Consider the following 25,743-nt stretch of genomic DNA (forward strand, 5'->3'; position numbering starts at 1 on the left):
TAAATGCAACGGCCAGACTCAGTAACGTATTATTTGGTGGATAATTTTTAGTGTTTCTATTGGCTAAAACAATAGTTTGAATTACCAGTCACAGTGCAAAGATGTCGCAAGTGCAATTTAACGATTATATACCCCTTGATCCAATGAGATTATTATCCTTAACGATAAAAGCCATACCAAGCATCTCGATATGGCTATCGTTAAAACTGATGTATATACCCTAATGACTTCAAGAAGGAGGCTTCGGTGACACGCCCTTGACGAGCGAGTTGATTTGGCTCAGATACACTGTGAACGATTTTTGATTTAGCACGAGTAGAACTTCAAGTCGTAGTCTCGTCTGTAAAACAAATCATTCAATCCCGTGTAGCTCTTTCCAGTTTCCTGGATGAACCACGTAGCCGAATAGAGCATGCCCACCATAAACCAATTCGGTTCCTTCCGGGATCCACAGCATTTGACCTGGGTGCACAAAATGTGTCTCACCATTTGCGGTCAGCTCGAAACAGCCTTCAATCACAAAAATAACCTCATCATAAAGCACCGTCCAAGCCACTTGAGCGCCTTCCCATTTAGCAAAGCCTACGCCAATGTTTGGTGAAATTTCTGGGCTTAACGCCCTGGCAACATACGCCATTCCAGGCGTATCACCACGAACATTGAAATCTAGGTTTTTACTATCAACGAGTTTGACTTGCTTCATAATTCACTCCGGCTTTGCCATTTTGCTAATTGGATACGCGTTTTTACTCCCATGCCTAAAAAAGGCTCTGGCGGATTCAAACAAGGCATCCCTGTCACTTGCTGTATGTCATCCAATGATTTAGATGTCGCACCTACGACATAGTCAGCTAACAGCGTTCCAGAAATGGTTCCCCACGCAGCACCAACACCATTGTCACAAGCGCTGGCATAAACACCTTCATCTAATTGACCAAAAAAGTTAGTAAAGTTACGAGAGATGGCATATACCCCACCCCATGTGTGAGTAAATGGTATGTCGGCCAGCTCGGGGTAACGCGCCAAAAAGACTTGACGATGATCGTCTCGGATTTGCTCTCTGACTTTATCGTTCATGCTTGAGCCATATTTCGGCACGTGTTTGTAAGTATTTCGGATCAAAATACGTCGATCGGCGGTCATACGTAACGTCGTTCCCGCATGATCTGCTGGAGTTAAACCCCAATTCAGCTCACCTCCATATCGTTGCATTTCTGCGTCGGTCAATGGACGCGTCCAGCTTGCAAACGTCATCACTGGCAGTAATCTGTTTTTAAGGTAACCAAACTCACGAGTAAAAATGCTGGTGCCAAGTAACAGTTCAGTGGTTTCAACAGAACCACTATCTCCATGTAATACCCAGTAACCGTTTTCTTTACTGAGTTTGCGGATTGGCGAGTTTTCTAACACCTCGACGTTCTCTGGAAGGCTTTCCCCTAGCCCACGCACCAGAGCAGCAGGTTGCATTAAATAACCACCTGGCGTGTAAATTGCGCGGCTGTAGTAATTTGTCCCTAAGACTTTCGCCAGCTCACTACCATTAACATGGAAGTATGGTTCGCCAAGGTCTTTCATTAGGTGCTCAAAGTGATCGAGATACGCTTCACCGCGCGCCCCTACGGCTCCTTGATATTTGCCCTTTGCTGACCACTGACAAGAAATACTGTGCTTCGACACTAAAGTGTCCAGCTGAGCAATCGCAGAACGGTTGAGCGATAATAACTTTTGTTTGTGCTCAGGGTCGGGATGCTCAAGTGAAAACTTATGAGGCAAATCGATCACAAAGCCCGAATTTCTCCCTGACGCCCCTTGGCCGATACGTTGCGCATCAATCAGTATAATTCGTGCGTTAGGCTGAAGCTCAGCTAAACGTCTTGCCATAGCTAGTCCAGCGAAACCGGCACCTAGCACGGCATAGTCAGCAGTTTGTTTACCTTTTAACGCTGGTTTTTCTGGAATACTTGGCAACGCATGGTACCAACCACATGTTGCATCATCATTGGGTAAATGAATCATCTTCTTTCTCCGTTACGCTGCTGACAGTTTCAATGACAATTGATCTAGCCAAGGACCTCGTAATGACTGTACTTTTCTTCCTAGCAACGCAAAGCCAAGCATCGTTCCCTCAGGAGAATAAAACGCAGCGGTCAATTCATCTGCCTGACTCTCGATATACCATTGTCCCAGTTCGTTCGGGGCAACCGGGAAAATAGTGAGTGGAAGAATCGGCGTTTTTACAATCACAGGAGTTGGCGTTAACGAGATTGACGCGACATCGCCTAGCAAGCTTTTCGCTACGGAAGGAATCATTTGATTAATCGGCGCAATATACGGCTGCCAACCTTGCTCGGTTTCAACACAGTCGCCTAGCGAGTAAATACTCTCATCACTCGTCTGGCCGAATTGATTCACTTTAATGCCGCGGCCCACTTCGAGCCCTGCTTGCTCAGCCAGCGATACATTTGGCTTGAGCCCAACCGCGCTTAGCACTAGGTCTGCTTCAATCTGCTTGCCACTGTTTAGATGCAAAACCGCACTAGATTCCGACCTTGGCTCGATTCTGGCGATACTGTCTTGTAGAGCCCATTGCACGCCTCGATCTGCAAGTGCACTTTGTAATGATTCACCCAACTGTTGCGGGATCAAACGCTCCATTGGCCATTGACCTAACCCGATAACTGTTACTTCATAACCGCTTTCGATCAGGTCATTCGCGAACTCACAGCCAATTAAGCCATCACCTAGGATTGCGATGCGCTTTTTGTCTTGCAGCTCCGCTCTGAAACGCCGGTAATCAACTAAGTCGTTCACACTCATAACACAAGAGCGATCACCCTCAATTGGGATTTCAATCGGTGATGCACCTGTTGCAAGTACCAAGCGACTGTAGGCGTATTTACCGATGGAGGTATGTAGCGTTGAATTGGCACGATCGATATGTTCAACGCGGGTATGCGGGTAAACGCGGATATTGAGACGGCTTTCCCACTCCAACGCGCTTTCACTTTGCAGCGCGTCGCCGTCTTTATTCATGACCAGTGCATTAGACAAGGCAGGCTTGCTGTACAGTGCGCCATCATCAGCGGTAAAGACAGTGATCGGAACCGTTTCAGATTGTGCTCTAAGTGCCGCTGCCAACTGGTAACCACTGTGGCCACTGCCGATGATAACGATAGGGTCAGCTGAAAATATAGGTTGAGTGACTTCAGATGGAAGTGGCTGAGCCGTATTTGGCTGAACAGACGATCCTACCGATACCGAAGACACTGCCGCGACCTCTTCTACTGGCGCATCGTCGGTGATTTCGATCATTTCAAAATCGGCCTTACCCACTAAACAGTCGGGGCATAACCAATCATCCGGCACATCTTCCCATGCTGTTCCTGGTGCAATGCCATCGGATGGCCAACCTTGTGCTTCATCATAGATTAAGCCGCAAATAATACAGAGCCACTTTCTCATCACTTATACTCCAACTACCTTGTTCAGAATTTCCGTGTTTACAAACCGCTGTCAGGTTTGTTGTGATTCCATCAACCTCGCCCTAGCTTGTGGTCTGAAATCCAAGCCGGTACGAGGTGATGAAAATACAGTTACACGGTAGCTATACGTTGCTGTCTTGCTGCAAACGAATGGCAATATTGCGTGTCTGGACGTAGCTATATATCGCTTCTTGTCCTTTTTCTCGCCCAAACCCGGACAAGCCCACGCCACCAAATGGTGTTTCGATACCACCAGCAAACCATTCATTGATGAACACTTGCCCACCACGCAGTTGCTGCGCCACACGCAATGTTTGGTTTAGGCTTTCACCAAAGACACCAGCAACCAGGCCAAAATCGGTGCCATTCGCGATCTCGATTGCTTCTTGCTCAGTTTCAAACGGTGTAATCACCAATACAGGACCAAACACTTCTTCTTGTGCAATGCGCATATCTGGCGTGGCTTCAATCACTGTTGGTGCCACAAAGTAACCCGATAGATCAGGTGCGTAGCCACCCGTCAGGATATTCGCGCCGTCGGCTTTTGCTTGCTCTATCATTTTAAGCACGCGTGCTTGTTGATCAGCCGATACCAACGGTGTGATGTCCGGCTGGCTTTCGCCTTGACCAATAGTTAGGCTTTTTGCCATTTCCACTACCACCGCTTTTACTTCTTCATAACGCTCTTTTTGAATCAGCAAACGAGACATTGCCGAACACACTTGACCAGCGTTAAAGAAAATACCGACCTGAACGCTTTTCAAAAGTGTTTCGAGGTTCGCATCTTTCAGCGCGATAGCAGCCGATTTACCACCCAGCTCCATCACCGATGGAGTAGCGCGTTGCGCTGAATCTTGCAGGATGCGTTGGCCAGTTGGAACGGAACCCGTAAAGACAATTTGATCGACCTCTTGGTGCTGCACCAAATGACTGCCAACGACTGAGCCTTTGCCACATAGCAAGTTAATCGTGCCTTTTGGGAAGCCCGCTTTTTCAATCGCTTTAATCAACAACGTCATGGCAAGTGGAGAAATCTCTGGCGATTTGATCACCACTGCGTTACCAGCAGCTAATGCAGGTGCCAATGAGCGTGCACAAATAGAGACAGGGAAATTCCACGGCACAATCTGCACCGACACGCCAAACGGCACATATTGAGTGAAATCGACATAGTCTTTACCCAACGGAATTGACGTGCCTTCCAGCTTGTCGGCCATGCCAGCGTAGTATTCGAAGTAACGTGCCGATTCTAAAAACTCATCTTTGGCATCTTGCAAAGATTTCCCATTTTCACGACAGGCAACTAACCCACCTTCATCAACCATTTCACGAATAGCTGCGGCGGCTTTTAACATCCACTCGGTTCTGACGGCGGGACGAACGTCCGAAAGAAGGCCTTGATTGACCACTCGGCGTGCCGCTGTCATTGCGCGATCGGCATCGGTGATAGTGGCTTCTGCAATCGTCGCATACGCTTCGGCTGTGCCAGGATTCATGACGGTCAGCGCTTGCTCTGAATCGCACCACTCACCATCAATATAATTAAGGTAATGCATCATCTTACTGCTCCAGTGCCGCTTTCACTTGCTTTGCCAACCAGGTTTGGAAGAAATGCGTCGGAACATCCATTTCTGGAGAGAACACGCCACCACTAAAGCCAGGTGAGTAACGACCTTCCTGCATACCTTCGACCGCTCCAATATCTTCGCCGAACACGACTCGCCACGACTCAACGGTAGCGGTACGACACGCAGCAAACTCATCTTTCGTTGCTTCATCACCCACATAGAAAACACGTAGGTGCTCAACACTCTTATTCGCAGTGATTGGTTCAATCATCATTGCAAAGGCATGATCGGCTTGAATACCAAGCAACACGTTTGGAAAGAGTGCAACGTATTCTGCATGACGCAGTTTATCTTCTGGCCAGCTTGGAAATTTAGGTAAGTGTGTTCCTGCTGTATCAGAAAGGTTGTACGCGAGACTACCTTGACCAGCAAAGCGCTCTGCAAACATGATGTTGTAGTGATCCTCTAGGCGAGAATAACTGTTCAAACTCGGATGCACCCAAGGTAAGTGGTAAGCCTCGCAGTAGTTTTCTACGGCAAGCTTCCAGTTACTTTTCACTTCGATCTCTAAGTTGCCACCCATGTTCACGCGGCGAAGAAGCCCTAACCCATCTTCACCTAAGAATTGCTGCCAACGTTGCTCTAGCGGCGCGATATGATCTTCAAAGCTTTCAGCATTGCCCGATAAGTTGACAAATACCATGTCCATCCAAACGGCTGAACGAAGTGGCTTAAGGCCGTGTTTTTCACACTTAAATCGATCATCTTTGTGTTTTGCGATACCACCGATGTGTGGTGTGCCTTTTAGATTGCCGTCAAGATCGTACGTCCATGAATGGTAAGGACAGCGAATCATGCCTTGAACTTCGCCTGCCTCATGCACCAGCTTCATACCACGATGACTACATACGTTGTGGAAGACTTGGACTTCACCTTGACGATTTCTCATCATGAGTAGTGGAAGATTCATGAAATCAAGTGGCATTACATAACCATTTTTAAGCAGGTCTGATGCAAAACCAATGCATACCCAAGTGTTACCAAACACCTGATCACGCTCAAAAGTAAAATACTCTTCGCTGGTGTAGGCCTGATTCGGCATTCCTGTTGCTTCACTGATTGGGTTCAGTACATTATCAACAAGTTCAACAGGAATAATGGTTTGGTTGACATTGCTCATATTCTTATCTCCGAGAGTCGAGTTGCATCCAGTGCGTACAACATCGTGTTGTGTTAGTGGAGATGATTTTGATTAACAATCCAGCAACAAACAAACGACTTTTTCGCCGGGTTTGGATGAGTTTTTGTCATTCGTGCATTGATCTCAAACAACAAAATAACCTTTTAATTAACAAGGTTCTTCTTGTCATGATTAATACTCATTAATCGATGAGTATTAATCAGTTGAAACACAAAAGCCCTCTCTCTACTCTCTTCCAAAAATTAACAATAACGCAACAAACAATAACGCTAAAACAAAAGCACTGTGAGGGATGCCTATGAGAGCAACATCTGGGATATTGAAAGGACTCAATCCGACTGTGACTATCGCATCAAAGATCGTCGTTATCGGTTTTGTACTTTTCTGCGCCATTCTCGCCAACCAAGCGGGCCAATACTTCGAAACGATTTCCGGCATTTTGCTGCAGAATATGAAGTGGTTTTACATCGGACTTGTTTCACTCGTTGTCGGTTTTCTTCTTTATCTTATGGTTAGTCGATATGGACATATTCGTTTGAGTAAAGATGACGAAAAACCAGAGTTTAGTTATTTGTCTTGGGTATCCATGCTTTTTTCCGGAGGCATGGGGATAGGCTTAATTTTCTGGTCGGTCGCCGAACCGATGTGGCATTACGCTGACAACCCATTTACTCAAGGCCTGACCAATGAAGCCGCAACAACATCAATGAAACTGACATTCTTTCACTGGGGTCTACATCCTTGGTCTGTCTTTATCATTGTTGCACTCGCATTAGCTTACTTTTCCTACCGTAAAGATCTGCCTTTTACCCTACGCTCTATCTTGTACCCTTTGATTGGCGATCGTATTTATGGGCCTATCGGACACACGGTTGATATCCTAACAGTCGCGGTGACTGCTTTCGGTATCTCTCAAACCTTGGGGATGGGAGTTATCCAAATAAACTCTGGTTTGAATCAAGCCTTTGGTCTAGACATTAGTTTGGGGATTCAACTCTTTATTATCGTTTCCCTTTGTACTTGTGCGGTTGCGTCGGTGCTATCTGGTGTAGGAAAAGGTATTCGCCGTTTATCAGAATGGAACATGCTGCTTTCACTCGCACTCGTGCTAGTCGTACTTTACATTGGTCCAACTCGCTATATCTTAAATACGCTACTTGAAAGCACGGGGCTTTATGCACAAAACATTGTCGGTATGAGCTTATGGAGCGATGCACAGAATGACTCTGGCTGGCAAAACTGGTGGACGGCTTATTACTGGCCTTGGTGGATGACTTGGGCACCTTTCGTTGGCATGTTTGTAGCTCGTATCTCTAAAGGGCGCACAATACGTGAACTTATCGGTGGTGCATTAATTGTACCTACGCTAATCACTTTTTTATGGATTTCAGTATTTGGTGGCGCAGCGTTGAAGGTAGAGCAAGACGCTCGTGTTGCTCATCAAGAGCAAGTCACTGCGGCACAAGAAGCAAAACAAACACCACCTGCAGATTTTTCTGGCGGCCCGATTCTTGAAGCGACTAAAGCCGATACGACACGCGCTTTGTTTACGCTATTCGACAACCTAGATACAGGTATGTTTGGTAAACTCCTTAGCGTGCTTGCGTGTTTATTACTCGGTACTTATTTCATTACCTCCGCGGACTCAGGTACCTTGGTTCTATGTACCCTCGATGCCGCTGGACACAGTGAACCTCCCACGTCAATACGCGTATTATGGGGGATCATGATCGCCGCCATTGCGGGAGTGCTTCTATACGCAGGAGGGTTAAAAGCAATGCAAACGGCCTCCATTATTGCCGGTTTCCCTATCGCGATTTTTATCGCGGTGATGAGCTTAACGCTGTTCCATAGTATTCGACGCGAACCTAAGCCATGGGCAATGCTTCCTGAGCATGTTCACCCAGAACAAGAGAAACTTGATGGTCCTGTTGAACCGCTTGTTGAAAGCAAAACGGTAGCTTCTGAACCTATTACTTCAACATCCTCGCTGAAAGATGATTCGACACTCAATCAAGGACCAGCACTCACTTAGTGCGTCATTTCATCCAATCAATTCAAACAAAGCGGGAACTGATATTCCCGCTTTTTTAACATGACCAAACTCTGTTCTTTTCTCTGCTTATTGATTTAGGCTAGGCCTCGGTCACCCACTTCATCTGGCAACTGATGCAAAAGCCATTCTCTAAAACGTTTGACGCTTGCTGGGATTAAACCTCTATTTTTAGGTTCAAGCATAGAAAAATTAGAGGGAGTTGAAAGAACGTGTTCGACTGGCCTAACCAAAGCACCGCTTTGTAAATAGTCGTCCACTAATGAGCCCCAAGCTAACGCGATGCCCTGACCATTAATTGCCGCTTGTAACAGCATTGGATAGTTGTTGATGTTCATGCGATTACGAGGCGAAATATTTGGCAACCCTACACTCGCAAACCACTGCTCCCAATTCACCCAATCTCTTTGAGACTCTTCCAGATAGAGTAACGTTTTATTGAAGATTTCTTCTGGCTCACTAGGCTGGCCGATTTTCTCTAAATAAAGCGGGCTACACACAGGGAAGACTTCTTCTGAAAATAGCGTTGTCACATCCATTTCCGCAGGTGGAGTGCGACAATAAAACAAGGCGATATCGCAATCTAATCGGCGTAAGTCCAACACATTATCTGAGGCCAATATCCTTATATCGATGTCATCATGTTCATTTTGAAATTGAGCAACCTTAGGCAACAACCACAAAGCGGCCATTGCATTTGTCGTCGCAACCGTGATCTTTTGTTCGCCCTGCCACTTCTTCACTTCACCCGTGATTTGAGCAATATCGAGCAAAGATTGGCTGACGGCTTGATAATATTGAAGACCTGTAGGCGTTAAGTTAATGCTTCGATTGGCTCGCGTGAACATAGCCTTGCCTAAGTATTCTTCTAATTGTCTAATTTGGCGACTGATAGCACCTTGGGTCACGTTTAGCTCGTCAGCGGCTAACGTAAAACTCAAGTGCCGCGCCGATGCTTCAAACGCAACGAGGCTATTTAAAGGTGGGAGGGGTTTGATTTTCATGTATCTTCCAGTAAGGCAGTATTGTAATTATTTTTATTCCCGGCAATCTTATGTTGCACGTGGATAATGTCATTCTGGACAACACCTCAAAAACGACAATTTATAAATGATAAAAAATAGAGATGAATCATAAATTGTTGTGAGAGAGGCAACCGTATACAGTTTCGTGGCTACAACGAGCACAAAAAAGAGGAGCAGTTACTCCTCTTATGCTTAGCCTTTTGCTCACTTTCTCCGAGTTAGCCCATTTACCCTATTGCCAATTTAGTGCTCGCGTAACGCGCTTTTTTCTTTCTTGGACTGGCTAAGAAGTACGCCAAAGTAAGGGGGCCTAATCGTCCCATAAACATCATGAAGATGATCACTAACTCACCCGGTTCGGACAAACTGCCCGTTAAGCCTCGCGACAAACCAACCGTACCCAGTGCCGAGACCGCTTCGAACATAATGTCTAACATAGACGCTTTCTCTGTCAGTAACAGCGTGAATATGGCAAACCAAGTCACACCCACCGAGATCAGAGTCAGCGCCAATGCCTTGCTGATGGTCTCTTTGGGAATCTCGCGTTGAAAGGCATAGGTTGCTTCATCACGACGTAAATAGCTGTAAGTTGCCAAGACTAACACCATAAATGTCACAACTTTAATACCACTTGCCGTGCTCAGTGATCCACCGCCGATAAACATCAACACCAGAATGATCGCCGTTGTGGCATCTTCCAACTGATCGATAGCTAAAGTGTTGAACCCTGCCGTTCTTGGCGTCACCGCTTGAAACCACGATGCCCACCATTTCCCTGCTTCGCTCAACGGGGCAAGCGTGTTGGGGTTGTCATATTCAATCAGGTAAATCGCGATAAGTGCCACCACGTTAATGATCATCGTGCCTAAGATCATCATTCGACTGTAAACGGTGAGTCGGTGCCAACGGCGATTGCGTTTTAAGTCAATCCAAACCGAGAAGCCTAAACCACCAATAATAAACAAACTGGTAATGGTGAAGTTAACGACCGGGTCGTCCACGTAAGGCATTAAGCTATCGGCACTCAACGCAAAACCTGCATTGTTAAACGCACTGATGGTGTAGAAGAAACCATGGAACAGACTGGTTTTCCAGCCCAGCTCTTCACTCCAATAAACGCTCAAAATAGTGAAACCAATAAGTTCAACGAGCAGAGCGAACATCAATACAGATTTAGCAGTGGCAATGAGTGTCGACGAGTCAGTTTGGTTGAACGCCTCTCTCGCGACGGCGCGCTCCAAAAAGCCAATTTTTCCGCCCAGAGCCAGCAAGGTCACGATGGCAAACGTCATTAAACCTAGGCCACCACATTGAATCAGGAAAGCAATAACCACTTGCCCAAAAGGCGTAAACGCCGTGCCCGTGTCCACCACAACTAATCCCGTCACCGTAATGGCCGATGTTGCTGTAAACAGGCTTTGAATCCAAGTGATGGGCTCTGTGGTGGCAATCGGCAGTTTGAGTAAAACTGTGCCGAGCATGATCAAGCATGCAAAGCTGAGGCTAAGTATTAATGGCGGTGCGCCCAACAATTTTTTGCCCGCTTTGGGTTTTCGCTCGATTGGGATAATAGAGGGATGCCACAAAACCATGTTACACCAACCTTGGAGCGACGTATTTCAGCTCAGCGCGGCTACCGCAAAGCAACAGCGTGTCGAACTCATTAAGCACAAACTCATCATTGATATTGGTGTAGACGGCTTCTTCGCGCTTCACCAAGATAGGCTGAATGTTGTAACTGCCTCGGCTGATCAACTTAGAAAGCGGCGTATCGTGCAGATTGGATTTAACGTGGATTTCCACCACATACAAACCATGCCCTATTTCTAAATAGTTGTTCACCATCGGATAGTTGAGTGCCTGCGCGACTCTTACGCCCATCTCCTCTTCCGGATGAATAATGCGCTGTACACCAAGCTTAGACACGATGGTGTGGTGCGCTTTGGTGCTCGCTTTGACCCAAATGGATTTCACACCCAGATTTTTCAGCGCCAGCGTACACAACAAACTGGCCTGCATGTCTTCGCCAATCGCCACCAACACCACATCACTGTTCGCTAACGCTAACTCTCTGAGTGCACCTTCGTCTGTTGCGTCACATATGACCGCTTGCGTTAACTCTTCGACGTATTTTTCGACGATTTTCGGGTCGCTATCCACCCCCGTTACGGTGTGTCCAAGATGAATAAGTTCTAAGCTGGCGGCAACGCCAAATCGCCCTAAACCAATTACTGTAAAGTGAGCCATATCAATCCCTAACTGTGTTTTATGTATAGAAAATGCTAATGCGCTAAGGGCTAGACTGACTTTCCGTCACGGAAAATAGGCAACACGAATCCTGTTCGAGTGCCGATAACCAGCACTAAACCTTGGCATTAACGTTGATTAAATTTGGAATTTAGTGGTGCTTGGACGTCTCAAGCACTAAACGATAACCCAGCCCCGGCTCGGTTTTTAATAGCCGCTGTTCGTCAGCACTATCGTTCAGTTTTTTGCGTAGTTGACTCACTAACACGCGTAAGTAGTGAGTATCTTCGATATGACTTTTTCCCCAAATTACCGATAGCAAATGAGTTTGCTCAATGAGTTTTCCCGGCTTGAGAATCAACTGTTCAATGAAAGAAAACTCTTTCTTGGTGAGTGGAATTTCCCTCTGATCCAACCAAAATTGGTGAGTACTTTTGATGATTTTGACTCGGCCAGCCACCAGCTCATCAGCGACGGCTTGCTCATCCACCAAATCTCGAACCAGCACTTTGATGCGCGCGATGAGCTCTTTTACGCCAAAAGGCTTGCTCAAGTAATCATTCGCGCCCGCTTCTAAAAGGCGGATTTTTTCCTCTTCTTGATCACGAGCTGTCAGCACTAACACTGGCGTTTTATACGTCTGACGAAGCGTAGTGAGGAACTCCGTCCCATCGCCGTCGGGCAAGCCTAAATCTAGCAGAATGACGTGCGGCGAATGCGCTTCGAAACACGCTTTGGCTTCTGCAATGGTACTCGCGCCAATGTAATCAAACCCTTCAGCAGACAGCGAAATTCGAATAAAGGTATGAATGCGAGGCTCATCGTCCACGACTAAAACTTTGTAACTCACGCCTGCTCTGCTCCTTGATTGAGTGGAAGTCGAATGCGGATCAGCGTCCCTTCTGATACTGGCATAGATTGAATCTCTCCTTGGTGTGCGGTGATGATGCCTTTGGCAACCGCGAGTCCCATTCCGGTTCCTGAATCGGCCGATTTGTTGTTCACGCCGGAATAGAAAAGGTTGAATATTTTTTCCGCATCTTCAGCTTTGATGCCAATCCCCATGTCCCGAACATCAATCACGCACGACGAACCCTGCTTAGAAAGTGAAACCTCAACAGATTCATTCTCTGGTGAAAATCGCATGGCATTATCCAACACATTAAAAATCGCTTGTTCGATGAGCGAACGACTTACTGACAAATGACCAACGGAATCATCTATATTCATGGACACTTTCTCGGTGTAATTCGGCAAACGAGAAACCGCATCCCGAACAATATCTGCAATCGACTCGTCTTTTTTGGTAATTTTTAATGTACCGTGCTGGAGCTTAGTCGCCTGTAAGAGGTTCTCGATATATTGATGCAAGCGGTGGCTTTCTGAAGTCGCACTGTCGAGCAATTCTTTACGCTCTAAGTCATTGAGCTTGGGCATGTACTCGTTGAGTGTGGTCAATGTTCCAATAATGGTTGCCAGCGGCGTGCGTAGGTCATGGGACACCGATAGCAGGATGCTGTTTTGCAGCTTGGTTTGTTTTAACTCGCCCTGCTGGCGACGATAAAGATCTGCAAAAGTGCTGGTGATAAATGCCACCACCATAAACACGACTAGATTAAAAATGTCTTCCGGACGAAGCATCTGCAAAGAGTAACGAGGCGTCGTGAAAAAGAAGTTGAAGCTCAACGCTTCGATCACCGCCGCCGCATAAGCGAATCGCGAGTTGCATTGAAACGCCACCACCACAACTGCTAACTGCAAAATCAGCAGGACCGCAGCGGTAGAGCCAAACAATTGGTCCAACAGCCATGAGGCCACAACCGCGCCAACAATCACGATGGCAGAAAAGAGAAATGTGTTATCTCGCCAATGAGCAAACATAAAGTACATCAACCAAAATTCGATGCAGAAACTTTAGCAAAAGCCCATTCGGAGTTCGCGTAAAAAAAGCGTAAAAAATGCAAGAACGACAGTAAGTTATAGACATAACCATCATTAAGTTGGCCTAACTTAATGAATAATCACAAGTAAACGTCACCCATTGACGCCTACTCACTCGGTATAAACGGCAGACATAAAAAAGAGGAGCATTTGCTCCTCTTTCGTGTAGCGTCATATTAGATGACTTGCAGTTGAGCATCACCTTGCTCAGACAAAAAGCCGCCGGTTTGATGCTTCCACAACTGAGCGTAAACACCACCCAATTGCAGCAGCTCGTAATGCGAGCCTTGCTCAATGATTTTGCCGTCATCCATTACAATCAAACGATCCATCGCGGCAATCGTTGATAAACGGTGAGCAATCGCAATCACAGTTTTTCCTTCCATCAGAACTTCAAGGTTTTCTTGAATTGCCGATTCTACTTCTGAATCAAGTGCAGACGTTGCTTCATCCATGATCAAAATTGGCGCGTTTTTCAGCAGCACGCGAGCAATCGCCACACGTTGACGCTGACCACCAGACAGCTTCACACCGCGTTCACCCACTTCAACGTCATAGCCAACGTTACCTTGCTCGTCTCGTAGAGATTGAATGAAATCATGGGCATGTGCTTTCTCAGCAGCTGCGATAACGGCATCCATTGAAGCATCTGGATCACCGTAAAGAATGTTCTCTTTAATTGAACGATGCAGCAAAGAGGTGTCTTGCGTGATCATACCGATGTGTTGGCGAAGCGACTCTTGTTCGACTTGCGAAATGTCCTGTCCATCAATACAAATCTTACCGCTATTTACGTCGTAAAAGCGCAGCAACAAGTTGACCAACGTGGATTTACCTGCCCCAGAGCGACCGACAATGCCGACTTTTTCGCCCGGTTTGATAGTCAGATTCAAGTTCTCAAATACTGCCTTCTCATCACTGTAGTTAAAACCTACGTGATCAAAGCAGATCTCACCTTGAGAGATTTGCAAAGGCTTAGCATTTGGTACGTCTTTCACTTCAACATCGTTTGAAATCGTATTTATACCGTCTACTACTGTACCGATGTTTTCAAACAGTGCGCTAACTTCCCACATGATCCACTTCGACATACCTTGTACGCGCAACGCAATACTGATGGCAATCGCAATAGCACCAATTGTTACAGCGTGATCTAGCCATAAATAAACCGAAATGGCACTGATAGACATCAGCAGTAAATAGTTGATGGCATCAACACTAAACAACAAACAAGTCACCATGCGCATTTGGCGGTAAACCGTCACCAAAAATTGCTTCATGCTGCTTTCTGCGTATTCCAACTCTCGTTGCGAGTGCGCGAATAGTTTTACGGTAGAAATGTTGGTGTAAGAATCGACAATGCGCCCAGTCATTACAGAACGAGCATCCGCTTGCTCTGTCGCTACTTGTTTCATTTTAGGGATAAAGTAGAACTGGATAACCGCGTACATTCCTATCCAAATCACAATAGGCAACATCAGCAAACCATCGGCCTCGCCCATCATCCAAAGCATCGAAAGAAAATAAACGCTGATATAAACCAGTACATCCACCAACTTCATGACCGTTTCTCGTACCGCTAACGCACTTTGCATCACTTTGGTCGCAACTCGGCCTGCAAAGTCACGTTGGAAAAATCCAACCGCTTGTTTTAGCAAGTAACGGTGAATCAACCAACGGATAGACATCGGGTAGTTACCCAATAACGTTTGGTGCATCACCATTGAGTGGACAAAACCGAGAGCTGGCATCACAACCACCACTAAGAACAGCATCATTAGCATGCGTTCACCCTGATCTTGCCAGAATGTTGCGCGATCTTGATTAGAGAGAATATCGACGAGCTCACCCATATAACGCAACAGCGTCACCTCAGTAATGGCAATAAGCGCACTGAACACAGCCATGACAAGTAAAGGGGCTTCAAAGCCACGAGTGTAAAAGCGACAGAAGCCAAAAAGTGTCTTCGGTGGCTTTTCGGTTTCCATCTGGGGAAAGGGTTGGGTCAGTTTTTCAAACCAATTGAACATAACAACGACTTTAAGTACCGCGAATGAATTTGCGAACGTTTTACTATCTTTTGATACAAAAGTCAGTAAAATACCGAAACAAAAGCTCAAATGATAATAATTACAATTAAGCTTAGCGTTAATCATAATTGTCGGGAATATATTTATGACAAAGAATAACTTACTGACCATCGCGATCCGTAACGCGTTGGTCTGTGCTTTGGCACCAACAGCAGCAGTGGTTGCATTCACAGCACAAGCTCAAGAAGACGTTGTACAAGATGACATTATTGCAATGGAGACCATTACGGTCACCGCGCAAGCACTTAAAGTAGAAACCCCTGCGACAGAAACACCACGCAGCGTTTCTATTATCTCTGAAGACGAGCTTCGCGTTCGTGCACCGCAAAAATTGGACGAAGCATTACGCTACACATCTGGCGTAACCGCTCAGCCTTATGGCGCCGACAACGACACCGATTGGTTCAAAGTGCGCGGTTTTGATGCTGCGACTTACCTAAACGGCAACCGCCTATTCCGCGACGGTTACTACACATGGTTGGTCGAACCTTACGGTCTAGAAAGTGTGGAAGTGGTTAAAGGCCCATCAGCTATTCTGTTTGGTGAATCGGCACCAGGCGGTATCGTGAATGCAGTACAGAAAAAACCAACGTTTACGCCTCAAGGCGAAGTAAAAGTGGAAGTGGGCAACAACCAACACCAGTCTGTTGGTTTTGACATTGCTGATGAAGCAAACGACGATGGCACAATCCGCTACCGTTTGGTTGGCCTGATGACAAGCCAAGATGGCGAACTGGACGGCACCAACAACGAGCGTTTATATCTAGCGCCAAGCGTCGAGTTCGACATTTCTGACCGCACAATGCTGACCGTTTTGGCCACTTACCTTCGTGATGACGGTGTGCCAACCAACCCATTTTTCCCAGCGGCAGGCACTCTGATTGGTTCTAACTTTGGCAAAATCGATCCTTCGACTAACCTTGGTCAGCCAAACTACGATAAATACGAACGCACGCAGTTCTCTCTAGGTTACTTGCTAGAGCACGACATCAATGACACGTGGTCATTCTCGCAAAACCTCAACTACGGTTCGAATGAGTTGTACTTGCGCAGCTCTTACGCATTCTCAAACAACGATCCGGCGAAAGAAGAATTAACGCAAGGCATCGTATTCCGTGACGGCAAAAACCAGAGCATCACGTTCGATAACAATGCTGTCGGCAACTGGATGACAGACAACGCAGAACACACAGTGCTCGTCGGTATGGATCTGCAGTTCCACAAAACCGATGGCGACGAACAGGACAACTACGCGTTTGGCACCATCAACCCGTGGAACCCAGTTTACGGTAACTTCAATCCACTTGATCCTTCAAAGAACGTGAAACGTGAGATTGAGAAATCTCAAGCAAGTGTCTACTCACAATACCAATTGAAACTGCATGAGCAATGGATTGGTAACGTGGGTGCTCGTTACGACTGGGTGAAAACAGAAAACTCTGGCAAAGGCGCAGGCGTTGATCAAAACGAATCTCGTGATGATGGTCAGTTGTCTCTCAGCGCGGGTGTGATGTTCCTTGCAAACAATGGTTTGTCACCTTACGCAAACTACTCTCAGTCGTTTGAAGTGATCAGCACCATTGATGCGGCAACCAATGAGCTTTACAAACCGCTAGAAGGCGAGCAAGTAGAAGTGGGTGTGAAGTATGAGCCAAGCTTTATGGATGGCTTTATCAACCTAGCATGGTTCGACATTACGCAAAAGAACGCGTTGGTGACCAACCCATCAACATGGATCGCGACACAAACGGGTGAAGTGACTTCTCAAGGTATTGAGCTTGAAAGCACGGCGCAGCTAACCGACGATCTAAAACTGATGGCAAGCTACACCTACACCAAAGCGAAAACAGACGAAAGCTTTGGCAAAGGCAAAAAACAAGCCGCGCTTATTCCTGAACACCAAGCTTCGGCATGGGTAGACTACAGCGCATACAGCCTAATTCCAGGCCTAAACATCGGTACTGGTGTTCGTTATGTGGGCGAATCTAAAGATAACCCTAAGAGCTCGAACCTAACTGTTCCTTCAGTGACTCTTTGGGATGCGTCGGTCACTTACGACATCACTTCACAGTGGCAAGCACAGCTAAACGTGAACAACATTCTGGATAAAGAATTTGTATCAGGTTGCGATTACTGGTGTTACTACGGCCAGTCTCGCTCTGTCATGCTAAACGCAAACTACCGCTGGTAATTGAACTTTCGACTCCCCTCTCTTGAGGGGAGTTTTCTCCTGAGAGCCATCCATGTTTCAACTGTCTAATATTGAGATCGTTCGAGGTGGACGTCAGATCCTCGGCATCGACCAACTTAACATCCCAACGAATGAACTGACTGTCGTTTTAGGCCATAACGGTTCAGGCAAATCGACACTGGTGAACCTGCTTTCTGGTCAAATGTCACCAGATAAAGGCACAGTAGCATTAAACGACACTTCCCTTTCATCACTCAAAACCAAAGAGCTGGCAAAGCAGATAGCCTATTTGCCACAAAAGCTGCCCTCCTCGGCTGGTTTAACGGTAGAAGAGCTAGTGCGCTTAGGCCGCTTTCCGTGGCGTGGCGCACTTGGTCGTTGGAAAGCTGAAGACAAACAGATCATCACGCAGGCTATGGAACGAACAGGAGTTACACCTTTTGCTCAAGCTTTGGCGGATGACTTATCGGGCGGCGAGCGCCAACGCGCTTGGGTGTCGATGCTGTTGGCTCAACAATCACCGATTTTGATCCTAGATGAACCGACCTCCGCGCTCGATGTTCACCATCAATTTCAGCTGATGGCGCTACTGGCAGAGCTGAATCGAACCGAGAACGTAGGCATTATCGTGATCCTGCATGATTTGAACTTAGCATTGCGCTACGCAACCCACATAGTTGCGCTCAAAAAAGGTCAAATTGCCTTTGAAGGCAACGCCGAAATGCTGCTTGATGAAGCGCGTTTGTCTGCACTTTACGAATCACCAATTAAGCTCATTGATCATCCAACTCCAGCCAACACATTGGCGAGCCAAAAGGTGGCTGTTGTATGCGCATAATAGCTCGTTTACTTACTGTGGTTACACAATCTGCTTTTCTGTTAGCATTTTTTATGACTAATGCAAATGCAGTCATCACCGTTACCGATGAATATGGTGAGCATAGTTTTGAGCAAGCGCCGCAGCGCGTTATCGCCTTAAATTGGGACATCCTAGAACAAGTTTTGGCGCTAGACGTGGAACCAATTGCCGCCCCCAATTTACCAGGCTACCGCCAATGGGTGGTTAATCCGTATGCGCCAGAGTCAATCGAAGATATTGGAACCCGAGCCGAGCCCAACTTAGAAAAAATCGCCAGCTTGAAGCCAGATGTCATCCTTACTGCGTCTCCACAGCAAGACTTGATTCCGTTACTCAAACAAATTGCTCCGGTAATCTATTTACCTAATTTTTCTGAAAGTGAGGCCGCAGCTGAAACGGCCATTCGTCATTTTCGTACGCTCGGCAAGCTATTCAATAAAGAGGCACTTGCTGAACAGAAACTGGCAGAATTAGATGCTTCATTTGCGCAGATGCGCCAGCGAATTCGCCACTATTACTCTGAACCACTCAGTGTTCTGGTGATGCGTTTTTCAACGCCGAATACGGTGTTTCTTGCAACCGAAAATTCCACCACTGACTACGTGGTCAGAAAGCTGGGATTACAGACTCCAATTAAAGAGGCTCCGCGTGCGTGGGGGGTAAAGCAAGATCGGATTAATCGACTTCAAAACCTTCACAACAGCTATGTTCTCTACGTACAACCTTTCCCAGAAGAACGCAAACTGAAAGATTCGCCACTTTGGCAAGCGATGCCGTTTGTAAAGAAGCAGCGGGTAAATTCAGTCAGAGCAGTGTGGGCGTATGGCGGTGCTATGTCTTTGCAATACACCGCTGAAGCGATTACCGACAGTCTAATAGAGTTGGCACCAAAGCAATGAGAACGAAACATTATATTGGTTATCTGGCGCTGATTACGTTACTTAGCGTCTTTAGTCTACAAATTGACACTAATTTATCACTCTTCGAACAGTGGCAATTATTAACAAAACCAGAGGTAGCGAGCGAATTTCGTGACGTATTTTTTACGCAAGCTCAGCTTCCTAGGTTAAGTGTTACCCTGCTTGTTGGTGCCATGCTTGGTCTCACCGGCAGCTTAATGCAGCAATTAACGCAGAACAACCTCACCTCGCCGTTGACTCTTGGCACCTCTTCTGGGGCTTGGCTTGCATTAGTCGTGGTAAACATTTGGTTTGTTGATTGGGTAGCCGACTACTCTGCATTAGCCGCAATGGTAGGCGCCTTAGTGGCGTTTGGCCTGATCGTATCTATTGCCGGTGTGCGTAATATGACAGGTTTGCCGTTGGTCGTTTCGGGGATGGTGATCAATATCTTGCTCGGTTCTATCGCCACAGCCATTATTATTTTAAACGCCCAGTTTGCACAGAATATTTTTATGTGGGGAGCGGGCGACCTTTCACAATACAGCTGGGATTGGTTTGAGTGGTTATTGCCTCGCTGCGCTATCGCAATCGTCATTTTGATCGTCGCACCACGTATTCTGACTCTAATGAAACTAGGGCAAGAAGGCGCAGCAGCCCGAGGCTTAGCGGTATTACCTGCTTTTAGCACGTTAATGGTGATGGGTATTTGGCTGGTATCAGCCTCAATCACTGCGGTTGGTATCATCAGTTTTATCGGCTTGTTAACACCAAACATCGCCCGTGCAATGGGAGCGAGAACGCCACGCGACGAATTGATCAGCAGCATGCTAATGGGCGCAATGCTATTAATCATCACCGACTCTGCCGCCATCTCGCTAAGCTTATGGTTAGAGGAAACCATTCCTAGCGGCGTAGCGGCTGCAGCTATTGGCGCTCCCGCTTTAATTTGGTTTACTCGTAAAAAGCTGACGGCAACCGATCAACTTAACCTTTCAATGAGCCAAGGAAAAACGGCGCTTTCTAAACGCGCGGTATGCAGCATTGCGCTATTCAGTCTGGTTGGGATTCTAGCTTACTCATTCGTTACCCATGGTATAAACGGGATCCAATGGTCCGTGCCAGGGGAGTTTCAATGGCAATTGCGCTGGCCGCGAATGTTAACCGCACTTTCTGTCGGTATTGCTCTATCCGTTGCCGGAATCATTTTGCAACGCATTGTTTACAACCCTCTGGCAAGTCCCGATATTCTCGGTGTGTCTTCCGGAGCCACGTTTGCCATTATTACGACTGGAGTCATCGCTGGGTCACTTCTCTCCGCATTTAACTGGGGTATCGCTTTTTTCGGAAGTATGTCCGTATTGATGTTATTGCTGATTATCGGTAAACGAAGCCATTTTAATCCATCTAACTTCGTGTTGTCCGGCATCGCACTAACGGCACTATTGGAAGCCCTCGTTCAATTTTCGCTAGCTCAAGGTTCTGGTGACAGTTACAAAATTTTATTGTGGCTAACTGGTTCAATTTATCGAGTCACAGCCGACACCGCACTGATGCTATGTTTGGCAATAATGGTTCTGCTTACCGCTGTATTCGCGATTTCTCGCTGGCTAACATTAATTTCCATCGGACGACAATTCTCAAATGCACGAGGACTTAACCCCACCGTAGCCAATACGCTAATGCTCACCATCGTGGCTTTATTATGCGCCTTTTCTACCGCTACAGTTGGTCCGATATCTTTTGTTGGCTTGGTCGCTCCCCATATGGCGATGATGTTAGGAGCAAGAAAAGTGAAAGAGCAACTAAGTGTCGGAGCCTTAATTGGTGCAACCCTAATGTTGTGGGCAGATTGGCTGGGACAAATCGCTATTTATCCAAGTCAGGTCGCAGCTGGCACATTGGTCGCTATTTTAGGCAGTACTTACTTTCTGTTTTTAATGCTGAAAAGTAAATTCAGCTAAGTATTCAGGGAATATAGTTAGAGCTGGAAATACCGTTAGAAAAACAAACCCCGCTATGTTTGATAGCGGGGTTTGTTTTAACTGGCGTACGACACTTCTCTATTTTTCACTCACCACAGGAAAGCGCTGCTCATAAAGTTCCATAAAGTCTTTACGAATCAAATGCTCCAAGTGGTTAGCTTTATCGGTCGGGCAGAAAATCATAACATGCAAAATCTGCTCACCATTGATATTACTAGAAATATGCATATGTGGCTCTGCACCGGGAAGATCGACCCCAGCGTGTTTTTCAATCATCGCGTTGTAGCGATGCGCAACATCACTGAAGTAGCTACAATGCTCTTCAATCTTGTCGGTCAAGATTGGTAACAGAGGATACAAATTAACGAAGTCTTTCACCACGATAGAAAAATTGTGGTAGACGTAGCGCTTCATAAAATTGAGGTTCTTTACTGGGTAAGTAAAAAACATACTATTGGGTAAGGTCGCGGTTTTTCCGGTGTAGTGATATTGCCCATGGTGCAGGTCGATCTCTTGAATCACCGTCGCCATCATATTGTGCTCGATCACTTCGCCGCACAGTTTACCGACCTCAATCCAGTCACCGACACGAAAAGAACGTGAGCTTGCTCTTTGAATCGAGCCTGTAAAACACAAAATTATCTCTTTGGATGCCACAACAATGGCAACCGCTATCGCCGTGACACTTAGAGCAAACTCGTTTATTTCTGATTGCCATAAAATAAATAAAATCAGTAATGTAACGGCAAAGGTGCCGTTCTTAGTTCTGGACATCCAGCTGCGCTGATCTTCAGAAAGAAAGGCATGGTCACCACGAATCATCGATAAAATGGTACGACGAATTAACCACATAATCACAAAGATCAGTGCGGTAAAAATCAGTTTATGAGTGAGAAGAAAATCGACGACTAACTGCACTTTCTCCATTCCACGGCTCCCTTAGAATTAAAATACGGCCTAGTAACGGGTAACCATAACAAATTATTTTGTCAGTTGTCCGTGTTCACTCAAGTACTTTTGAGATTACTCCTCTCTAAAAGCGCGATTCATGCTTTCAGTGATTGGCTTTATTAAATAACTTAAAGGCGTTCGCGGTTCAGATAAAATAAGCACTTCCGCGTTCATTCCTGAAGTTAAGCGGTGTTTGGCTACATCTTCTTGCGAAATTGCAATTCTAGCGAGGTAAAAATCCTCTTGGTTTTCTTGTGAAAGCTTATCCGCAGAAATCGTTAACACCGTGCCGTCTAATGGTGCCAACGTTCTAGCATTCAGAGCGGTCAGACGAACATGCGCCTGCTGACCTGGGTTAACTAAATCGATATCCTGGGGATTCACGCGAGCCTCGACTAACAACTTATCGTCTTGAGGAACCAACTCCAATAGCGTTTCACCCGAACCAATCACACCTTTTTCAGTAAACACCTGCATGTTGACCACACGGCCTGCAATAGGTGCATTGATGGTTGTTCTCGCTACAATATCTTGTGCTGAGCGATACTCTTCACGAATGGCGACGATTTCCTTTTTGGTGTTTCGTAGCTCCTCGACAATCTCATTTAGTCTTTCAAGCTTCAACTCTTCAATTTGCGCTTGGTTTTCATCCAACCTTTTGCTTACTGTGAGTGATTGTCTGTCTAACTGACTTAAGGTACTCCGCACTTCCGCCGCAAGACGTTTGAGTTGAAGTAAGGTGGATTTACCCGAAAAGCCTTTTTGAACTAGAGCTTGGTTACTGTCTATTTCTTCGGCGATAAAATTGAGTCTTTCTCTCTCAATTACTTTGGTTTGCTGGAGGTTTTCCAGCTCCAAATTTGCCCCAGAAATACTCTGCTCAATGATGCTCAGCTTACTATCAAAGAATCGCTTTCTCGCTTCAAAGATCTTGTTTTGAACCAGTTGAGCTTCTTGGACGATATCGACGCGAGGAATACTTTCAAGATCATCAGACCATACGATCGTTGGCAATTCATCTAGCTCAGCACTTAGACGGTTTTCCTTCGCTAGAGTATGAATAAACTGACCACTTAATGAATCCAACTTCGCCATAGCTTGTCGCTTAGAGAGTTGAATTAATAATTGACCTTTTTCAACCAAGTCTCCCTCCTGCACGTACAGCTTTTCAATAATGCCGCCTTCTAGATGTTGAATTTCTTGTCGCTTAGTGAGAACAGACAAATCGCCATAAGCAATTGCAGCACTCTCTAATTTCGCTGTCGCAGCCCAGTAGCCTAGGCCACCAAGAAAAATACTTAGCGTCACCACACCAAGTAAAATTGGCTTTCGAAAGCTTAGTTTCGCTTGCGGACTAAAACGATAAACGGTTTCAGACGGATGCTGATTAACGGCTGGCAGTTGATTGCTCATTTCTTACCCTTGGAATATCTGTTCTTTCTTCGCCCATCAAGCGTTTTAATACTTCATCTTTAGCACCGTATAATTTGACTCGACCTTCAGCCAAATACAGCAATCTATCCATTTGTCGTAATGTACTCGGATTATGGGCAATGACGATAATCGTTGAGCCTTGCGCCTTTAAATGGGCAATCAAACGTTGATATGCAGCCTCTCCTTCACCATCAAGGTTGGCATTAGCTTCATCGAAAATCACAATAGATGGATCGCCATAAACGGCTCTTGCAAGTGCGATTCTCTGCCTTTCTCCTCCAGATAAACCACGGCCATTTTCGCCAATAACGAAATCATAGCCTTTGTTTTTCTTGAGTATTAATTCATGACATCCTGCTAGTTGCGCCGCCTTGATGACTTTAGCGGGGTCTTCTTCTTTGAAGCGCGCGATGTTCTCCCGAATTGTGCCAGGAAACAACTCTACTTCTTGAGCGAGATAACCAAAATGGGCGCCGCGATCTTCCGATGCCCAAGTAGACACTTCCATACCATCAAGCGTAACCTTACCTGCTAATGGCTTGATCGTACCTAATAACAACCGAGCAAACGTCGATTTACCAGTACCAGAAGGGCCAATAACTCCGACAGCGACTCCGGGAGGAATAGATAAGCTGATCGATGAGAGTACAGGCTCTGTTCTGCCAGGATGGCGATAAGCAAGTCCAGTAAGTTCATAGTGTCCTTTTGGCTTTGGCAGTGGCATATTCGATTCATCTTGACGCACGATTGCGTCGATTTCTTTTAGCCGTTTATACGCGCCTTTAGCAGACATAGCACTTCGCCATGTACCAATCGCCTGCTCCATCGGTGAGAGTGCCCGACTCATTAAAATGGAACTCGCGATCATCACTCCCGCAGTAATCTCATGTTGGATCACTAACCATGCTCCGCCTCCCAGCAAAAAGATCTGTAGTGAACCACGTACAAACTTAGAAAAGTTAGCCATGTAAATGGACTTACCCGCCACTCGCTCTTCGAGCATATTGACTTCATTCACGCGCGACTGCCATTTCTCTAAGAACGCGTTCATCATCCCCATAGCAAGAATTGAATTGGCATTTTGCGTGGCTAACTCGGCGTTGTTGATATGAGAGATCGCCCTAACTTCACTTTCTTGCATGGTTTTACGCGTCATTAGCTCATTGAGTAGCCCGAGACTAAACAATACGATAGACCCGAGTAACGCGATGTGACCCAATACTGGGTGCAATAAATATACGAACAAAATAAACAGCGGTGTCCAAGGCGCATCCAATAGTGGATAGGGTGCTTGGCTGCTCAAAAAGCTTTTGATGTTCTGAATGTCTCGCAGCGTTTGCGAGGTGTAACTCTTCCCTGTGTGCGATTGGTATTGAATGCTGCGCTTAAGCATAAAAGTGGACAGTTTGGTGTCCATCCAATAACCAAATGATTTACTCATTTGCGCGCGAGCGATATCAATAATCGACATAGTTAGTAACGCGACAATCACGATAATAGTGAGCAAGAGTAGCGTATCGGTTGAATAGGAGGAAATCACTCGGTTGTACACTTGAAGCATGTACAAGGGAATCGAGAGGACTAGTATGTTGATAAAAAGGCTAAAAGCGATTAGCAAGCCCGCAAGCGTGCATAGTTTTTGTCTCACTTCTTTGAAAACCGTTTTTTGCACGACTATTTCCGTTTAAATTGAAATGTAGGCGCCAGCAAAAGCTAGCACCTAACTTAAGACAGCCTCAAATACACTCTAGAATGACCGAGTTAGTTCACCTCAGCGTGACAGAGCCACACAAACTAATCCCATTTAGAGTGATTTA

19 protein-coding genes and 1 pseudogene are annotated in these 25,743 nt (G+C 46.1%); 5 read left to right on the plus strand and 15 right to left on the minus strand.

Annotated elements, in window-relative coordinates; all coding sequences use genetic code 11:
• Positions 1-352: 352 nt before the first annotated feature.
• From FKN16_RS20020 to FKN16_RS20040, 6 genes and pseudogenes are all read right to left on the minus strand, one after another.
• On the minus strand, positions 353-703 hold the full coding sequence (locus tag FKN16_RS20020) for an ethanolamine utilization protein EutQ (RefSeq protein ID WP_025768531.1): 351 nt from the start codon (positions 701-703) through the stop codon (positions 353-355).
• Positions 700-2,016 (minus strand): FAD-binding oxidoreductase, encoded by a 1,317-nt coding sequence (locus FKN16_RS20025; protein ID WP_170903427.1) that lies wholly within the window; start codon positions 2,014-2,016, stop codon positions 700-702. Before FKN16_RS20025 ends, FKN16_RS20020 begins: the two co-directional genes overlap by 4 nt.
• A 12-nt stretch (positions 2,017-2,028) precedes the next feature.
• Complete coding sequence (locus tag FKN16_RS20030) at positions 2,029-3,312, minus strand: FAD-dependent oxidoreductase (protein WP_249370561.1); 1,284 nt, start codon at positions 3,310-3,312, stop codon at positions 2,029-2,031.
• Positions 3,301-3,462: pseudogene (locus tag FKN16_RS24615) on the minus strand (rubredoxin); the annotation flags it as partial. The gene FKN16_RS20030 and the pseudogene FKN16_RS24615, both read right to left, overlap by 12 nt.
• 142 nt (positions 3,463-3,604) lie before the next feature.
• A complete protein-coding gene (locus FKN16_RS20035; RefSeq protein WP_170903429.1) occupies positions 3,605-5,041 on the minus strand; it encodes an aldehyde dehydrogenase family protein in 1,437 nt (478 codons plus the stop codon).
• A 1-nt stretch (position 5,042) separates the two neighbouring features.
• A complete protein-coding gene (locus tag FKN16_RS20040) occupies positions 5,043-6,230 on the minus strand; it encodes an aromatic ring-hydroxylating dioxygenase subunit alpha (protein ID WP_005392447.1) in 1,188 nt (395 codons plus the stop codon).
• Between the two features lie 319 nt (positions 6,231-6,549).
• Here FKN16_RS20040 and FKN16_RS20045 point away from each other — a divergent pair, with 319 nt between their 5' ends.
• A complete protein-coding gene (locus FKN16_RS20045; RefSeq protein WP_114322813.1) occupies positions 6,550-8,286 on the plus strand; it encodes a BCCT family transporter in 1,737 nt (578 codons plus the stop codon).
• Between the two features lie 95 nt (positions 8,287-8,381).
• On the opposite strand, the gene FKN16_RS20050 is transcribed toward FKN16_RS20045, so the two are convergent.
• The 6 genes from FKN16_RS20050 to FKN16_RS20075 all read right to left on the minus strand — a co-directional run bounded on the left by FKN16_RS20050 (position 8,382) and on the right by FKN16_RS20075 (position 15,547).
• Positions 8,382-9,308: a LysR substrate-binding domain-containing protein gene (locus FKN16_RS20050; RefSeq protein ID WP_005392445.1), complete on the minus strand. Its 927-nt coding sequence runs from the start codon at positions 9,306-9,308 to the stop codon at positions 8,382-8,384.
• 248 nt (positions 9,309-9,556) lie between these two features.
• Positions 9,557-10,921, minus strand: a complete 1,365-nt coding sequence (locus FKN16_RS20055; RefSeq protein ID WP_021484042.1) for a TrkH family potassium uptake protein — start codon at positions 10,919-10,921, stop codon at positions 9,557-9,559.
• 1 nt (position 10,922) lies between these two features.
• Positions 10,923-11,576, minus strand: a complete 654-nt coding sequence (locus FKN16_RS20060; RefSeq protein WP_023584582.1) for a TrkA family potassium uptake protein — start codon at positions 11,574-11,576, stop codon at positions 10,923-10,925.
• Between the two features lie 151 nt (positions 11,577-11,727).
• Positions 11,728-12,426: a response regulator transcription factor gene (locus FKN16_RS20065; protein ID WP_065645694.1), complete on the minus strand. Its 699-nt coding sequence runs from the start codon at positions 12,424-12,426 to the stop codon at positions 11,728-11,730.
• Positions 12,423-13,457 (minus strand): ATP-binding protein, encoded by a 1,035-nt coding sequence (locus FKN16_RS20070; RefSeq protein ID WP_167713270.1) that lies wholly within the window; start codon positions 13,455-13,457, stop codon positions 12,423-12,425. The genes FKN16_RS20065 and FKN16_RS20070 overlap by 4 nt, the downstream gene beginning before the upstream one ends.
• A 236-nt stretch (positions 13,458-13,693) precedes the next feature.
• Positions 13,694-15,547: an ABC transporter ATP-binding protein gene (locus FKN16_RS20075; RefSeq protein ID WP_170903430.1), complete on the minus strand. Its 1,854-nt coding sequence runs from the start codon at positions 15,545-15,547 to the stop codon at positions 13,694-13,696.
• Positions 15,548-15,692: 145 nt separating this feature from the next.
• Between FKN16_RS20075 and FKN16_RS20080 the strand changes: the two genes are divergently transcribed.
• The 4 genes from FKN16_RS20080 to fhuB are packed head-to-tail and all read left to right on the plus strand — an operon-like array spanning position 15,693 to position 21,520.
• On the plus strand, positions 15,693-17,798 hold the full coding sequence (locus tag FKN16_RS20080) for a TonB-dependent siderophore receptor (RefSeq protein WP_170903431.1): 2,106 nt from the start codon (positions 15,693-15,695) through the stop codon (positions 17,796-17,798).
• Between the two features lie 52 nt (positions 17,799-17,850).
• Entirely contained in the window at positions 17,851-18,636 is a 786-nt protein-coding gene (locus FKN16_RS20085; protein ID WP_170903432.1) for an ABC transporter ATP-binding protein, read from the plus strand.
• A complete protein-coding gene (locus FKN16_RS20090; protein ID WP_170903433.1) occupies positions 18,627-19,556 on the plus strand; it encodes an iron-siderophore ABC transporter substrate-binding protein in 930 nt (309 codons plus the stop codon). The genes FKN16_RS20085 and FKN16_RS20090 overlap by 10 nt, the downstream gene beginning before the upstream one ends.
• Positions 19,553-21,520: a Fe(3+)-hydroxamate ABC transporter permease FhuB gene (gene fhuB / locus FKN16_RS20095; protein ID WP_170903434.1), complete on the plus strand. Its 1,968-nt coding sequence runs from the start codon at positions 19,553-19,555 to the stop codon at positions 21,518-21,520. The genes FKN16_RS20090 and fhuB overlap by 4 nt, the downstream gene beginning before the upstream one ends.
• A 99-nt stretch (positions 21,521-21,619) precedes the next feature.
• On the opposite strand, the gene FKN16_RS20100 is transcribed toward fhuB, so the two are convergent.
• From FKN16_RS20100 to FKN16_RS20110, 3 genes are all read right to left on the minus strand, one after another.
• Entirely contained in the window at positions 21,620-22,468 is an 849-nt protein-coding gene (locus tag FKN16_RS20100; RefSeq protein ID WP_005392418.1) for a mechanosensitive ion channel family protein, read from the minus strand.
• Positions 22,469-22,564: 96 nt separating this feature from the next.
• Positions 22,565-23,905 carry an HlyD family type I secretion periplasmic adaptor subunit gene (locus FKN16_RS20105; protein WP_005392416.1) on the minus strand — a complete coding sequence of 447 codons (1,341 nt, stop codon included), beginning with the start codon at positions 23,903-23,905 and terminating at the stop codon, positions 22,565-22,567.
• Positions 23,880-25,598 (minus strand): type I secretion system permease/ATPase, encoded by a 1,719-nt coding sequence (locus FKN16_RS20110; protein ID WP_170903435.1) that lies wholly within the window; start codon positions 25,596-25,598, stop codon positions 23,880-23,882. Before FKN16_RS20110 ends, FKN16_RS20105 begins: the two co-directional genes overlap by 26 nt.
• Positions 25,599-25,743: the final 145 nt, after the last annotated feature.

This window comes from Vibrio sp. 11-4(1), assembly GCF_013048625.1.
Taxonomy (GTDB): domain Bacteria; phylum Pseudomonadota; class Gammaproteobacteria; order Enterobacterales; family Vibrionaceae; genus Vibrio; species Vibrio diabolicus.